General features: G+C 47.6%; 21 protein-coding genes. All 21 read left to right on the plus strand.

Annotation, left to right across the window (positions count from 1 at the left end; all coding sequences use genetic code 11):
- Positions 1-125: 125 nt before the first annotated feature.
- The gene (gene gvpQ / locus BW931_RS05805) at positions 126-599 is read left to right on the plus strand and encodes a gas vesicle protein GvpQ (protein ID WP_076570739.1); all 474 of its coding nucleotides are present in this window, start codon (positions 126-128) and stop codon (positions 597-599) included.
- A gap of 124 nt (positions 600-723) precedes the next feature.
- A complete protein-coding gene (gene gvpA, locus BW931_RS05810) occupies positions 724-1,032 on the plus strand; it encodes a gas vesicle structural protein GvpA (RefSeq protein WP_076570741.1) in 309 nt (102 codons plus the stop codon).
- 21 nt (positions 1,033-1,053) lie between these two features.
- On the plus strand, positions 1,054-1,311 hold the full coding sequence (locus BW931_RS05815; RefSeq protein WP_008586912.1) for a gas vesicle protein GvpR: 258 nt from the start codon (positions 1,054-1,056) through the stop codon (positions 1,309-1,311).
- 14 nt (positions 1,312-1,325) lie between these two features.
- Positions 1,326-2,165: a gas vesicle protein GvpN gene (gvpN, locus tag BW931_RS05820; protein WP_076570743.1), complete on the plus strand. Its 840-nt coding sequence runs from the start codon at positions 1,326-1,328 to the stop codon at positions 2,163-2,165.
- A gap of 12 nt (positions 2,166-2,177) precedes the next feature.
- Positions 2,178-2,936: a GvpL/GvpF family gas vesicle protein gene (locus BW931_RS05825; RefSeq protein WP_076570745.1), complete on the plus strand. Its 759-nt coding sequence runs from the start codon at positions 2,178-2,180 to the stop codon at positions 2,934-2,936.
- 2 nt (positions 2,937-2,938) lie between these two features.
- Entirely contained in the window at positions 2,939-3,190 is a 252-nt protein-coding gene (locus BW931_RS05830) for a gas vesicle protein GvpG (protein ID WP_076570747.1), read from the plus strand.
- A gap of 11 nt (positions 3,191-3,201) precedes the next feature.
- Complete coding sequence (locus tag BW931_RS05835; protein ID WP_076570749.1) at positions 3,202-4,011, plus strand: GvpL/GvpF family gas vesicle protein; 810 nt, start codon at positions 3,202-3,204, stop codon at positions 4,009-4,011.
- A gap of 12 nt (positions 4,012-4,023) precedes the next feature.
- Positions 4,024-4,272 (plus strand): gas vesicle protein, encoded by a 249-nt coding sequence (locus tag BW931_RS05840; RefSeq protein ID WP_076570751.1) that lies wholly within the window; start codon positions 4,024-4,026, stop codon positions 4,270-4,272.
- Positions 4,256-4,567 carry a gas vesicle protein K gene (locus BW931_RS05845; protein WP_076570753.1) on the plus strand — a complete coding sequence of 104 codons (312 nt, stop codon included), beginning with the start codon at positions 4,256-4,258 and terminating at the stop codon, positions 4,565-4,567. The genes BW931_RS05840 and BW931_RS05845 overlap by 17 nt, the downstream gene beginning before the upstream one ends.
- A gap of 37 nt (positions 4,568-4,604) precedes the next feature.
- The gene (locus BW931_RS05850; protein WP_076570755.1) at positions 4,605-4,928 is read left to right on the plus strand and encodes a gas vesicle protein; all 324 of its coding nucleotides are present in this window, start codon (positions 4,605-4,607) and stop codon (positions 4,926-4,928) included.
- Entirely contained in the window at positions 4,925-5,878 is a 954-nt protein-coding gene (locus BW931_RS05855; protein ID WP_076570758.1) for a hypothetical protein, read from the plus strand. Before BW931_RS05850 ends, BW931_RS05855 begins: the two co-directional genes overlap by 4 nt.
- Positions 5,879-5,892: 14 nt before the next feature.
- Entirely contained in the window at positions 5,893-6,258 is a 366-nt protein-coding gene (gvpU, locus tag BW931_RS05860; RefSeq protein ID WP_008586931.1) for a gas vesicle accessory protein GvpU, read from the plus strand.
- 72 nt (positions 6,259-6,330) lie between these two features.
- Entirely contained in the window at positions 6,331-7,173 is an 843-nt protein-coding gene (locus BW931_RS05865) for a Cof-type HAD-IIB family hydrolase (RefSeq protein WP_076570760.1), read from the plus strand.
- A 33-nt stretch (positions 7,174-7,206) separates the two neighbouring features.
- The gene (locus tag BW931_RS05870; protein WP_076570763.1) at positions 7,207-8,199 is read left to right on the plus strand and encodes a LacI family DNA-binding transcriptional regulator; all 993 of its coding nucleotides are present in this window, start codon (positions 7,207-7,209) and stop codon (positions 8,197-8,199) included.
- A 110-nt stretch (positions 8,200-8,309) separates the two neighbouring features.
- Entirely contained in the window at positions 8,310-9,707 is a 1,398-nt protein-coding gene (locus BW931_RS05875) for a sucrose-specific PTS transporter subunit IIBC (RefSeq protein WP_076570766.1), read from the plus strand.
- 65 nt (positions 9,708-9,772) lie between these two features.
- Positions 9,773-11,161, plus strand: coding sequence for a glycoside hydrolase family 32 protein (locus BW931_RS05880; RefSeq protein ID WP_076570769.1), 1,389 nt, complete (start codon positions 9,773-9,775; stop codon positions 11,159-11,161).
- Positions 11,158-12,033, plus strand: coding sequence for an ROK family protein (locus tag BW931_RS05885; protein ID WP_076570772.1), 876 nt, complete (start codon positions 11,158-11,160; stop codon positions 12,031-12,033). Before BW931_RS05880 ends, BW931_RS05885 begins: the two co-directional genes overlap by 4 nt.
- A gap of 50 nt (positions 12,034-12,083) precedes the next feature.
- Positions 12,084-12,593 (plus strand): macro domain-containing protein, encoded by a 510-nt coding sequence (locus BW931_RS05890; protein ID WP_076570775.1) that lies wholly within the window; start codon positions 12,084-12,086, stop codon positions 12,591-12,593.
- Between the two features lie 165 nt (positions 12,594-12,758).
- Complete coding sequence (locus BW931_RS05895; protein WP_076570778.1) at positions 12,759-13,031, plus strand: YhdT family protein; 273 nt, start codon at positions 12,759-12,761, stop codon at positions 13,029-13,031.
- Positions 13,028-14,482, plus strand: coding sequence for a sodium/pantothenate symporter (gene panF / locus BW931_RS05900; RefSeq protein WP_076570781.1), 1,455 nt, complete (start codon positions 13,028-13,030; stop codon positions 14,480-14,482). The genes BW931_RS05895 and panF overlap by 4 nt, the downstream gene beginning before the upstream one ends.
- A gap of 206 nt (positions 14,483-14,688) precedes the next feature.
- On the plus strand, positions 14,689-14,859 hold the full coding sequence (locus BW931_RS13495) for a hypothetical protein (protein WP_156330832.1): 171 nt from the start codon (positions 14,689-14,691) through the stop codon (positions 14,857-14,859).
- The last annotated feature ends 93 nt before the right edge of the window (positions 14,860-14,952 follow it).

The following is a 14,952-nucleotide window of genomic DNA, read 5'->3' on the forward strand; positions in this document are numbered from 1 at the left end:
ATTACGGGAATTATACCATAAATATGTAAGCGTTTTAAATATCTGTTATAAAACACGAATACACGTTTAATTTAAAAAAGAGAGGGAATACTCGATAAAACCGAAAAACGTGGAAGGAGGTCCCTATGTTAGAAGGAGCTGGAAAGTTCGTGCGACTGGCTGGAAATGTCATTCCTAACGTGAAGAAAGCTTTGAAAAAATCGGACGACCCGGAAGAAGCTGTCGAAGAAACGCGGGAAGCAGCGAAAGAAGGCGTCCAGGAGACTGCCAAAGAGCAGTTCAAAGCATCCATCCAGGAAAAAGCTTCCGATATGAAGGAATCTCTCGAGGAACAGGTGCAGGAAAATGCGGAATATGTGGACGAAAAGAGTGACGAAGCGGAAGAAAAAATGCAGGAAGGGCTGGAGAAAGCCGGTGAAAAAGTGAAAGAAGTGAAAGAATCCGGCGAACAGCTGCAGGAGAAGATCGGCGGCTCTTCCACCAAGAAAGTAAAACACGCCGATGATTTGAAAAGCGTCAATGAAATAAAAGGCGTCAACGATATAAAAACACCGAAAGATATAAAGGGAGTACCGCATATTCCGTCCTACAACGATTGAGCAAATAGAAGGAAAATCGACGTAGTGCCTATTGTTTATTTATTGAAATATTATGTAATGTCGTGTAGACAGCTGTTCTATTGGGAAAGGTAAGTATGAATCCAAATTTAAGGAGGAATGAAACATGGCAGTACAAAAGTCAACAGACAGTTCCAGCTTGGCCGAAGTTATCGACAGGATTTTGGATAAAGGTATCGTAATCGATGCTTACGCCCGTGTATCCGTAGTAGGTATAGAGCTTGTCACGGTAGAAGCACGTGTGGTTATAGCAAGTGTGGATACGTGGTTAAGATATGCAGAAGCAGTAGGTCTACTGCGTGATGAAGTGGAAGATGAAGGTGTGGAAGGTGTAGAAGAACGCCTGAGCAGCCGCGGATCTTCAAGAATCGCTTCATCCGGCGGATCGAACGAAAAGAGTGAATTCAACGTTTAACGTGAGGAGGGCTTTCTCGTTATGAAGGCGATTAAAATCGTTAGAGAATTTTTTGAAGATGAAATCGCCCCACCACACAAGATAGTCGCCATGGAGAAACAGCAGGAAGGCGGCTATCGCGGTCTGGTGGAAGTGGTTGAAGAAAGAGAATATATGAAGAAATATGCACATGATGAAATGATAGGTCTATATGAAGTGTTCGTCGAAGATGATGAAGTATCAAGTTTTCAGCGGGTAAGCCTTCGTTACCGGACAGACCTTGAAGAGCAGTCGTCATGAAGGAGGGAGCTTCAGTGACTACCCGTCGAAAAGAAGATTATCAGGAAAGTCTCATTAAACGCTCCCTCAGATATTTGAACACGGGTTTCCCCGTACATTTCACAGGACCTCCGGGGGTCGGTAAAACGACCTCCGCTCTTCAATTGGCGAAAAAGCGGAACCGGCCGGTTATTTTCATGAGCGGTCACGAAGATCTTTCCACGAATGATCTGATAGGTTCTTTCAGCGGCTACAAACGTAATAAACTGGATGATAATTATATTCATACCGTTCGGAAAGTGGAAGAGAATGTGGAGGAATCCTGGAAAAAGGGTAGACTTTATGAAGCTGTCGAGCAGGGGCATACGGTCATTTACGATGAATTCACCAGAACGTCACCGGCCGTGAACAACCTTTTCCTGCCGGTGCTCGAAGAGAGGATTCTTCCGTTATTCGGCACCAAACGGACGGCGTCCTATATTGATGTTCATCCGAAGTTTGCGATGATTTTTACGAGTAACCCTCTGGAATACTCAGGAGTCCATCCTTCCCAGGACGCACTGAGAGACAGGATGATTACGATGCGCTTTCAGCTTATGGAAGAAGAAAGAAAGCACCAGGTTCTGGCTTCCGAAACATCGCTTAAGGATAAGGACATCAGCATGATTCTTTCTATCGTATCCCGCGCGGAAGAGAAAAAGAATGAACAGGGCGGCAGTGTGCGCCTGCCACTCATGATAGCCAAAGTCGCCGATCGTTACCAGATGAAAGTTTCAGGGGACAACCCTAACTTCCGTGAAGTATGCTATGACATTTTATGGCATCATGAGGATGATATGAGCGACGAAGAGTTTGAAGAACTGTTCAGAAAATAGGGGGAATATGACGTGAAAGAGGAAAATGGCATTTACCTTTTTGGTATCATCCGGTCGGAAGAGAAGGAATCTTTCGGCCCGGTTACGTTTGATGAAGAAACGACAGAAACGTATACCGTGAATTTTAAAGAAGCTGCCGCCGTAGTAGCACCAGTATCGAAACGTATTTTCACACCGAACCGCAAAAATCTCACTGCCCACCAGGGTGTAATTTCAGGCATGATGAAAAAAGAGTTCGACGTCGTGCCGGTCAGTTTCGGTAATGTGTTCCGGTCCGAGGAAGATGTAAACGCACTTCTTGAGAATCTGCATCCGGAACTTGTGAAATTGTTCCCGGAAGTACACGGGAAAATAGAAGTGGGTCTGAAAGTTACCGCGAAGAAGGAGTGGCTGGAGGAATTGACTTCCGGAAATGAAACGCTGACTGCCCAGAAGAAACGGGTGGATGCAAAATCCAAGGAAGCCGGCTACTTTGACCGGATGAAGCTTGGTGAAATGGCTGCGAATCTCGTAAAAGAAAAACGGGAGGAAGTGGAAACGGATATCCATTCCAAACTGGAATCTGAGGCGGTTTCGGCTAAATCGAATGAACCTTCCGGAGAAAAGATGCTGCTGAACGGTGCTTACCTGATAGAAAAAGAGAAAGAGGAAGCATTCGACGAAGCAGTGAATGAACTTCATGAACGTTGGAAAGATAAAGTGGACTTCCATTACACAGGACCATGGCCTGCATATAACTTCATTAATATGAAATTAAAGGTGGAGAATTAAACATGATTCATAAACTTGCTACTGCCCCGCTGAATCTCGTCGTGAAAGTCGGAGAGAAAGTGAAAGAGGAAGTGGACAAGGAACTGTACGATCTCGAAACCATTCAGCAGAAGCTTGTGCAGCTTCAAATGATGTACGAGCTTGGTGAAGTGGATGAGAAGGTATTCGAAGAGCAGGAAGCAGTTCTGCTTGAAAGATATGAACAGGCGAAACGTATGGAATTGGAAGAAATAGATGAAATGATGGACTCGTAGGGGGAAGATGTATGGGAAAACTAGTTTATTTGTATGGAATTATACCGGAAGGACACGAAATCGGTGAAATTTGGGATTCCGAAAAATCGGCGATAGAAGGGGAAAGCCTCCCTTATATCGAAGATTTCGGAGGTCTGGCTGCTGTCGTCACTGATGTAAGTGAAGAGGAATTCGGAGAGACAGCAATGGAAGAGAATTCCAACAATACAGCCTGGATACAGGAAAAAGCTTTTCACCACCACGAAGCTCTTCTTGAACTTCAACGTCATACTACCGTCCTTCCGATGAAGTTCGGCACTATCTTTGAATCTGTGGAAAGTCTTAAACAGATGATTGATGAAAAAGAAGACCACCTCCAACACACCCTCCAAACACTTGAAGGGAAAGAAGAATGGAATGTGAAAGCTTATATTAATCCGAAAACGTTTTATGAGCGCGTGGCGGAAGCGAACGAAAATGTGAAAGCCAAACGTGAGGAAATCGAACAGATGAGTAAAGGTCGTCAGTACCTCGAGAAGAAAAAACTTGATAAGTTCATCGAGGAAGAAATGTTCAAAGATCAGGAGAAGAAAGCCGAAGAGATGCACGATAGGTTAGCAGGATACAGTGAAGATTCGGAAAGGAAGAAGAACTGGAAGAAAGATGTAACGGGAAGGGAAGACGAAATGGCTCTGAATTCCGCCTTCCTGGTGGTTAGTGAGGATCTGGAAAGCTTTCTCGATCAAATCAGGGATATGGAGAAAGAAAAAGAAGAAGACGGCTGGCTGATTGAAGCGACCGGACCGTGGCCGGCTTACCACTTTGCCACTATGGAAGAGTAAGGAGGAGAGCATATGGCGGTTAGTGATCCCTATGAAAATAAAGACATTGCGCTTATAGACATACTGGATACCGTTCTGTATAAAGGCGTCGCTATCCAGGGGGACCTGGTCATCTCTATCGCCGGGATCGATCTTGTCTATGTAGACTTAAAAATATTGATTGCTGCTGTAGAAACTCTTGCTGAAGCCAGGGAGAAAGAAATAGCTTCTATCAAATTCGATGAGGAAAGGGAGGCGTTAGAACGTGCCACAGAAGACTAATGTACCGGAGAGTGCCAGAGTCCCGGAAAAGAGCGGAAAAATTGAACTGGATCCAGCCGGCGCCGAAGAAGGGCTGGCGCAACTTGTACTTACGGTTATTGAACTTCTCAGGGATCTCGTGGAACGTCAGGCCATCCGAAGAGTGGAAGGCGGAAGACTCACAGAAGAGCAGGAAGAGGAATTAGGCATAGCCCTAATGAACCTGGAGACGAAAATGGACGAGCTGAAGGAAGTCTTCAATCTTACCGATGAAGATCTTAACCTCGACCTTGGACCGCTCGGCAAACTTATGTAAATACGTCTCATCTGATAATGAAGAAGGAGGAAATCGTATGCCTATAGAACAGTCAACCAGAAACGACAGTATCGTTGATGTACTTGAACTCGTATTGGATAAAGGTGTAGTCATCGCCGGGGATATCAAGGTCAACATCGCTGACGTGGAGCTTCTTACCATAAAGATCCGTCTGATTGTCGCCTCCGTCGATAAGGCAAAAGAAATCGGAATGGACTGGTGGGAAAGCGACCCGTTCCTGAATTCGCAGGCAGCCAGAAAAGAAGTGGAAGATGAGAACAGGGAGCTGAAAGAAAGACTGGAAAAACTGGAAAAAAGTATGTCCAATGACCGTACGCAGATAGGAGAGAATAACAAATGAGCAATGAAAATAAAAAAGGCTCCAGTAAAATGCTAAGAGCTATTGTCGGGGGCACGCTCGGTGCCCTCGTCGGATGGATTTTCAAACCGGACGTCAGTGATAAATCCGGCAAAGAAGAATCCGAACAGAAGGAAGAACAATCTAAGCAAAATGATTCTAAAGCTGAAAAAGAGTCCGGGAATGAATCGAAAGCGAACAAAAAACAGGATGACAGCAGCAAGGAAGAAAATGAGGAAAAAGATGTCCGTAAGCGGGATAAGGTGAAAGAAAAGCTGAAAATCAGCAAAGATGACAGCGATGATGAAGATGAATCAGAAAAGGACTCCGGAGAAGACTCTGACAGGAAAGAGACTCGTAAAAGAGATAAAGTCAAAGATAAACTGACCCGGGACAAGAAGAATGACGAGAAAGAGGACGATGAGGAAGAAGAAGAAAGCAGCACCCGTAAGCGGGATAAACTGAAAAATACAATCAAAGGAAACAAACAAGAGAAGAAAGATGAGAATGAAGAGAAAGATCAGGAAGATAACAAAGGCGACGAAGAGAACAAAACTACCGAAAACGGTTCTGATGAATCGGAAGAGAAAAAGTCTGTTGGCAGTAAATCTTCCCAAAACCAGAAAGCTCAAGACGGCAAACAGAAGGGTACCGACAGTTCTGCGGAATCCGGCGATTCCGATGAATCTGGTGAAAGTGATTCAGGTCAGTCTGAGAAAAAGAAAACTTCGTCAAATAAGAAGAGCCAGAGCAGTAAGAAGAGCAGCAAAACCAAAAAAGATACTAAGAGCAGCAAAGACAGCGAAGACAACGGGGAAGATGATTCCTCTGTCGTCAAACGCGTAGAACCTTCTTCCAACAAGCAGAATACTGTGAAGAAAAGCTCGGGCAGTAAAAAGAAAACGGTGAATCAGGAAAATGCAGTACACCCTTCTTCTGAAGAGGAATCCTGAGAGGAGGACTAAGAATGGATGATATTTTAGAAACGTACGTTAAATCTGCGAATGAAGAAGATTTTACGGTCGATCTGACCCTTCAGGTGAAAGGGGCGTTAGTGACAGGCACTCTTACGTCTGCCCACGATTATCTGAATGCCACTTCCCACCTGCTGGAAAACGGCGGGGAAGCGTCACAGAAAATCAGTGAGCAGTTTGAGAAAGCTGCAGAATCGACGAAAGAACAAAAACATGAGCACTATTCTTTCATTCATCTGAAAGACGCCAAAGTGTTCATCTCCGATACTCCGACCCCGGAAGAGGGCGGCGTTTACTGGAGAGGTACTCTTGAACAGGTGGACGGGTATTTTCTCGGTAAAATAGAAGTCGAAGAATAACAAAACTGCCTTTTAACTAAGGCAGTTTTGTTATGTCCTGTGTTATTATTAAAAAGAGAAGGAGGGCGTTATATGAAGGCTGTCGCACTGGATATGGACGGAACGATTCTGAATGATGAACACATCATTACCGATGAGCTCCTTTCCCTTGTTTCATCTTTACAGGAGAAAGGCTACTATATTTTTCTTGCCACCGGCCGCACACTCAGTGATGTGCAGGAAGTTCTGGCTAAAGACATGAGGCCTGATGGAATCGCCGCTGCCAACGGAATGGTGGCTGTAGCCGGAGAAACGATACTTGCAGACGAAACGCTCGATGAAGAGATCGTCCGGAAGCTGATTGAAGAAAATCGTAAACACCGATTGTATTATGAAATACATACAAAAGACGGAAGACGGATCTCTTTTAAAGAAGATGAAATATCCCTCGTAGAAGAACTGGAGGGGCCGAAAGCCGAAACAGTCCGTGAGCACGAGTGGAATTCACGTCAGAAAGTATGGAAAGAACATCTCCAACTTGAAGAGGATCCCGATTTGAAGGAAGTAGTGAAAGTCTACTTTTTTACAAATGATCAGGAAAAACTGGAAAATTGGGAAGTCAGTCTGGGCGGAAACAAGGCCCCTTTCATTACTTCATCTTCCTCTGAACATAATGTGGAAGTGATGAAGGAAGGTATCAGTAAAGGTTCGGCACTTGAACTTCTGCTTGATTATTACAGCATCGACCCGGAAGAGCTGATTGCAATCGGGGACGGCGGGAACGACATTCCGATGCTTGAGCTGGCAGGGAGACCGGTAGTGATGAGTAACGCCCCCGAGGAGCTGAAAGATCAGTTCCCGGAAGTGACCGACTACCCGAACACCGAAAACGGAGTGTACAAATTTTTGAAAGAAGCGCTGGAAGAGAAAGAATAGTTTCCGGATTAATCGATTATAGGAGAGAGTCAAATGACTACAATTAATGATATAGCCAAGTTGGCAGGTGTTTCCCGGACGACCGTGTCCCGTTTTCTGAATAACAGCGGCTATGTCGGTCAGGAAGCCGGTGAAAGAATTGCACAGGTCATTAATGAAACCGGGTATATGCCGAGTCAGTCCGCCCAGACGCTCCGCACAAAAAAGACAGGAGTTATCGGCATTATTCTGCCGAAAATAAGTACGGAAACCTCAAGCCGTGTCGTATCGGGTATCAATAAAGTGATGAAGCGGGAAGGCATGCAGATTCTCCTTACGGATACGGAACTGGATCCGGATAAAGAAATTGAATACCTGCGCCTGCTCAAAAGCAGGCAGGCGGATGGGATTATCCTGCTGGCTACCAATATCGGAGAGAGGCTTCAGCAGGAAATAGAAGCCTTCCCCATCCCCGTCGTGGCTCTCGGCCAAAATATCCCGGGGGTGCCGTCGCTGACGTATGCGGATTATGATGCTTCCTCAGACATTATGCAGCTCCTTATCGGGAAAGGGCACAGAAAAATCGGCTTTATCGGTGTTTCCGAAACCGATCCTGCTGTCGGAAAGCTGAGGCAGAGTGCCTATACGGATGCCATGAGGAGACATAACCTGGAAGTGAAGGAAAGCTGGATGGCGGAAGGGGATTTCAGCATAGATTCAGGCTACGAAGCTATGAAATGGATCATTACCGGCAACCGTTCCGATCCTCCGGACGCTGTATTCTGCGTCACGGACCGGATGGCGACAGGAGCGATGGAATATTTGAAAGAGCAGGGTTTCTCTATCCCTGGGGACGTTGCAGTGGCAGGAATCGGGGATGCCGTTATGTCCAGGTACATCACTCCTTCCTTAACTACAGTGAATTATTACAACGAAGAAGCCGGGGAAGCAGTCGGAGAGATGCTGCTTGAAACGATGGCCGGAATTAAGTACAGTAAAAAAATGATGCACAAGTATAGACTTATAAAAAGAGATAGTGTATGGTGAGAAATATCGACGATGTGTAATCGATTACACATCTTCTTTTTTAACAAAAGATGAAAGCGCTATTTTATTTATATGTGGAATCGTTCACACAATTTGAGGAGGGGTTACAATTGTCCAGTAATGAAGAGATTGCGAAACAGGTCATTGAAGCGGTTGGAGGAGAAGAAAACATCCAGTCGATCGCTCACTGCGCCACGCGTCTGCGGGTTATGGTACATGATCATGAGAAAGTCGACGTTGACGGTGTGGAAGATATAGATAAAGTGAAAGGTGCTTTTTACAACTCGGGGCAGTACCAGATTATATTTGGCACGGGTACGGTGAACAGAATTTATGAAGAAGTGACGAATCAGGGGATAACCGGAACGACCAAGTCCGAGATGAAAGAAGAAAGTAAACAGCAAGGGAATCGATTCCAGAGAGCGATTCGTACTTTCGGTGACGTTTTCGTACCGATCATTCCCGTTCTGGTTGCTACAGGACTCTTCATGGGAGTCCGGGGTCTGGTAACACAGGAGCAGATACTCGCTCTTTTCGGTATGGCCCCGGAAGATATCTCGGAAAACTTTATTTTATTCACCCAGGTACTAACGGATACCGCTTTCGTATTTCTGCCTGCCCTTGTGGCATGGTCGACGTTCCGGGTGTTCGGAGGAACGCCGGTGCTCGGGCTGGTGCTCGGGCTGATGCTCGTCTCCCCGTCGCTTCCGAACGCGTGGGAAGTGGCCGACGGTACGGCTGAACCTCTGCAGTTTTTAGGCTTTATTCCCGTAATCGGGTATCAGGGTTCTGTCCTGCCCGCTTTTTTCGCAGGGATTGTGGGTGCGAAAGTGGAGAAGTTTTTCCGGAAACGCGTCCCGGAAGCGCTCGATTTAATCGTAACTCCGTTTCTGGTTCTGCTCATTATGATTACGCTGTCCCTGTTTGCGCTGGGTCCGGTGCTTCATATAGTGGAAGGCTGGATTTTCGACGGGACGAGAACGCTGCTTGAACTTCCGTTCGGTCTGAGCGGACTGATCATCGGTTTCTTTAACCAGATTATAGTCATAACCGGCGTACACCACATCTTCAATTTCCTTGAAATTCAACTGCTGGAGAATCTCGGATACAATCCGTTTAACCCTATTGTAACGGCAGCTATGGCCGCTCAGGGGGGCGCAGCACTTGCAGTAGGTGTGAAAACGAAGAAAGCTAAGATGAAAGCTCTTGCTTACCCGTCCACCCTTTCCGCTTTTCTCGGAATTACCGAACCGGCGATTTTCGGTGTAAACCTCCGCTACGGTAAGCCGTTCATTATGGGATTGATTGGAGGAGGTGCCGGCGGATTCCTGGCTTCGATTCTCGGCCTTAAAGCCACCGGAATGGCAATCACCGTTATACCCGGGGCGCTGCTGTATCTGAACGAACAGATTATCTGGTACATCGTAGTGAACCTGGTCGGTATCATCGTAGCCTTCGTCCTCACTTATTTGTTCGGTTTCGATGAGAAAATGGAAGAGAATATGTAAGAGGAAAGCCGGGTACCTCCGGCTTTCTTTCTTGTGATAAGATTTTAAGGAACGGGGGAGAATTCATGACGGAGACTGTAATGAAAAATGAAGCAACTGAAGAGATAGCCAGGTGGGGCAATACGGTGAAGCAGGACCCTTACTACCCTGCCTACCATATAGCGCCACCGGTCGGTCTGCTTAACGATCCGAATGGCTTCATCCACTGGAACGGGACGTATCATCTATTCTATCAGTGGATGCCTTTTCATACCGGGCACGGGGCCAAGTTCTGGGCGCATCTTACTTCCGGAAACCTGGTGGACTGGGAATTTCACGGCCCTGCGCTTGCACCGGACCGGTGGTATGACAGATCCGGATGCTATTCGGGGAGTGCTGTCGAAAAAGACGGGGAGCTCATCCTGTTTTATACGGGCAATGTCAAAAACGGGGAGGGCGAACGGGAGAGTTATCAGTGTAAAGTCCGTTCTCCGGACGGCGTCACGTTCGAAAAGCTTGGGGTAAGTATTGAACTTCCGAAAGGTTTCACCCCTCACTTCCGCGATCCGAAAGTATGGAAAACAGGCGACAGCTGGTATATGGTAATAGGAGCTCAGACCGAGGATAAGGAAGGGTGTGTCGTCCTCTACGACTCCCCGGATCTTGAGTCGTGGCAGTACAAAGGGATACTCGCATCCGGACTCGGGTATATGTGGGAATGCCCGGACTTTTTCCGGCTCGAAGGAGATGTGCTGTTATTTTCTCCGCAGGGGCTGGAGGAGCAGGGTATGGACTACAGAAACATGTATCAGTCCGGCTACATCATCGGGGATTTTGAAGACGGGTTCCGCACGGAGGACTTCCGGGAGCTGGACCACGGCTTCGAGTTCTATGCTCCGCAGACGATGGAGGATGATGCCGGACGCAGAATAATAATCGGCTGGATGGGCATGCCGGATGGCGGAGAGGAATACTTCCCTACCCACGACTATCACTGGATTCACCAGATGACGCTGCCCCGGGAACTTTCGCAGAAGGGAGATACGATCGTCCAGAAACCTCTCGTGGAAATGGAAGAACTGCGCATGCGGAAAGTAGTTGAGGAGTCACAGGAAAAATGGGAAGGGAAGATTCCTGCGAGCAGCGAGATTCTGCTTCAGGATATAGACGGAGACGTGGACATAGAACTGTTCCGTTATATATCTCTTCGTTGCAGCAAAGGAAAAGCGATATTGACGAGACCTGCGATGGACGGTTCGGGGGAAGAGTGGAGAGCGACAGTGCTCGACTCCCCTCTTACGGAAATGCGGTTATTCGTCGATCACTCTTCAATTGAAATTTTTATAAACGGAGGAGAGACTGTATTCTCCTCGAGGATATTCCCGGAAAAAGAAGAAACTTCCGGTATAATAAATGGGGATCTTTCCCTTACTGTATGGGAACTTCGCAGACAGACAGGAGGTAAAACTGTATGAATCTCGGAGCAATTGAAGCCGGAGGAACAAAATTCGTACTGGCAGTAGGTAACGAAGAGGGAGAGATTCTGGAAAAAAAGGTCATTCCTACAGAACATCCTTCCATCACTATGCCCGCAGTCATCGATTTTTTCAGAGGGAAAGATATTGAAAGGCTCGGAGTCGGGAGTTTCGGACCTATTGATGTGAACGCGGACAGTGCCTTCTACGGCCAGTTGCAGAAAACGCCGAAGACGGAGTGGGTGGATTATCCGCTCGGCAAAGAGCTGCAGGACCACCTCCTCATTCCGGTCATCATTGATACGGATGTAAATGTGGCAGCGATGTCGGAAGCTAAGTGGGGGGCCGCTAAAGACGTGGACTCCTGTCTCTACATTACGGTAGGTACAGGAATCGGAGCCGGAGCCTATATAAAGGGTGAGACGCTGAGAGGATTATCTCACCCGGAAATGGGACACATACCCGTGCGCCGTCATTCGGATGATGATTATGCAGGAGGCTGTCCGTATCACGGAGACTGCCTGGAAGGTATGGCTGCAGGACCTCATATCGAAAAAAGGTGGGGCCGCCCCGCAGAAGAGCTGGTGGACCGGAAAGAGGTATGGGAGATGGAAGCTTATTATCTCGCCCAGGCTCTCGTCAACTATATATACATCGTCTCTCCTGAGAGAATCATTTTGGGCGGGGGAGTCATGAAACAGAAACAGCTGTTTCCGATGATCCGAACGATGGTACTGGAACTTTTGAACGGGTACGTAAGCTCTCCGTACCTGACCGAAGATACTATCGACAAATACATCGTATCCCCCGGTCTGACTGATGAAGCGGGAGTAAAAGGGGCACTTTATCTGGCCATGGGAAGCCGGATGTGAGAAAATTTCAGTGAAGGTCCTATCACCGATTGTTCAGGAGGGATGTTTCGATGAAGATAGAGGTCGTTAAAGGAGATATAGCGGACCAGTCCGACATGGAAGCAGTAGTGAACGCGGCGAATAAAGAACTGCGGTCAGGGGGCGGCGTCGCGGGAGCTCTTCACAAAAAAGCGGGACCCGGGCTTCAAAAGGCCGGAGAGCGGTATGCACCCCTGCAGCCGGGAGAAGCCGTCGTCACGGAAGGATTCGGCCTTCCGAACGATTTCGTGATCCATACGCTCGGTCCGGTATACGGAACGGATGAGCCGGCGGAGGAGCTTCTTGGAAGCTGTTACGGAGAATCACTGGAGAGGGCACGGGAACATAAGATAACCAGTGTCGCTTTTCCGCTGATTTCGACCGGTGCTTTTGGCTACCCTCTGGAAGCTGGTATCGATACGGCACTCGAAGTCGTCGAATCCTACTTCCCGCGTCCGGGTAGCCTGCAGATCGTCCGGTTCGTTCTTTTCTCCGATGAACAGTATGAAACATTCAAACGGAAATACGAAAGCCGCTCATAGGTACTGACTCCCGGAAGTTAGAATAAAAAATCTAACTTCCGGGGTGCATTACCATAGATGAGGGGCTTTTTGTATACCATTTTTCTCCACGATAATTCACTTCTCATTTATCAGAAAATGTTGCATAATGAGTAGTGTTATAACAAAAATCGGGGAGGGGTACTGGTGGAAAAGCACGACGAAAGATTCAAGGTGGCTAACCGGGAGGCTCTGATCGGCGTAGGTCTGGCACTCATCAATTTTCTATGGTGGTTCGGTTTTGCGTATGGCCTCGGCAGTAAGCCTCCGGAGGAATACAGTTACATATTCGGTCTTCCCGCCTGGTTTTTCATGAGCTGTGTAGGCGGTTTTATCCTTATGTCGGTGCTGGTCATCTTTGTAGTGAACGTATATTTCACGGACGTACCTCTTGAAGCGAAGGATGAGGATACAGAATGAACTGGGCGGTAATCATACCATTACTTCTATTTATTATACTTATTTTTATTATCGGATTCTGGGCGAACCGGTCCATCCGTCTCTCTAAAAAGGATTTCATGCAGGAGTATTTTTTAGGAGGACGGGAACTGGGCGGTTTTATCCTTGCCATGACAATGATGGCTACATACGGAAGTGCGAGCAGTTTCATAGGTGGCCCGGGGGTAGCTTACACCGAGGGCCTCGCCTGGGTACTGCTTGCGATGACTCAGGTCGTGACCGGGTACTTCGTACTTATGGTACTCGGGAAGAAGTTTGCGATTAAGGCGAGGGAGTATAAAGCCGTAACTCTCACCGATTATTTACGGACGCGGTATCAGAGCCACGTGGTAGCCCTGCTCGCCGCAGTCAGTATCATTATTTTTCTATTCTCTGCAATGGCAGCCCAGTGGGTAGGCGGAGCAAGACTCATCGAGACGGTGACGGGTATCCCTTACACATCGGCCCTGTTTATTTTTGCTGCCTCCGTCCTTATTTATGTCATTATCGGAGGCTTCCGCGCTGTCGCTCTGACAGACGCTGTGCAGGGGAGTGTGATGTTTGTCGGTACGCTCATCCTGCTGATAGCCACCGTGATTGCAGGAGGAGGCGTCGAGGAAATTATGCAGGGACTGACCCGGGAAAACCCGAACCTGATTACACCGTTCGGGGCAGATCTCACTCTTACACCAGCCTATGTATCCTCTTTCTGGATTCTGGTAGGGGTGGCGGTTGTCGGGCTTCCTCAGGTGACGCTCCGGGCCATGTCCTACAAAAGCTCCAAAGCGATGCACAGAGCTATCATCATCGGTACCGTCGTGGTCGGTTTCGTGATGCTCAATATGCACCTGATCGGTGTATTCGCGCGTCCCATCCTTCCGGGTATCGAAGTAGGGGATAAAGTTATGCCTCTTATCGCTCTTGAAGTGCTGCCGGGCTGGGTGGCTGGCCTCGTCCTCGCCGCTCCGATGGCCGCTATTATGTCCACCGTCGATTCCCTGCTGCTTCTTGTAAGTTCCGCATTCGTTAAAGATATATATGTAACGTATCTGAAACCGGATGCGAGCGAGCGCCGGGTGAAAGGGATGAGTTTCGGGGTGACGGGAGTGCTCGGCATATTCGTGTTTCTCATGGCCCTTCAGCCGCCGGATCTTCTCATCTGGCTGAACCTGTTCGCTTTCGGGGGGCTTGAAGCCACTTTCATCTGGCCGGTGGTACTTGGTCTGTACTGGCAGAAAGGGAACAAGTACGGCGCAATCTCTTCGATGCTGACAGGGATTCTGTCCTATGTAATTGTCGATCAGTTCTTCAACCAGCCGCTCGGAGTCCATAGTGTCGTTCTTCCTGTACTGTTTTCTTTCATAGTATACGTACTGGTCAGTGCCGGTACGACACAGAACTACACCGCCCCTGTGACAAATCCGACGAGATAATCATCCTCCGGCATTTATGCCGGGGGAATTTTTTTGAAAAACGTTTGAATCGGGCAATCCCGTACGTATAAACAATCGATAAATGAAATATACCTCCCCTGTTTTTGAAATTTGTACACGTGATACACCGGGACCTCGCTGTTATGGTCTTTTGCCACACATTACAGGAAGAAGTAGGATACATAGTGAGAGGAGGGGGGAAGCACTTGCATATCGAGCAGGAGCAGTGGTATACACTTACAAGATCATGTCATCACTGTAATACGGAAGAACTCGAAGATTATATGTTTTTTGTAAAGGACGGGGTCCGTGACGGCACTATCCTTTGTCAGGACTGCTATTATTTTTATCTGGAAATAAGCGGAAAGAACGAATAATCCGGTGTCAGGAGAAAGCGCATATGGATACTGAGGAGTAAAAGGTATGAGGGAAAGGAAAAGGCGAGCGTCTTGGGGGAGACGCTCGCCTTT

The organism is Salimicrobium salexigens (assembly GCF_900156705.1).
GTDB classification, from domain to species: domain Bacteria; phylum Bacillota; class Bacilli; order Bacillales; family Halobacillaceae; genus Salimicrobium; species Salimicrobium album.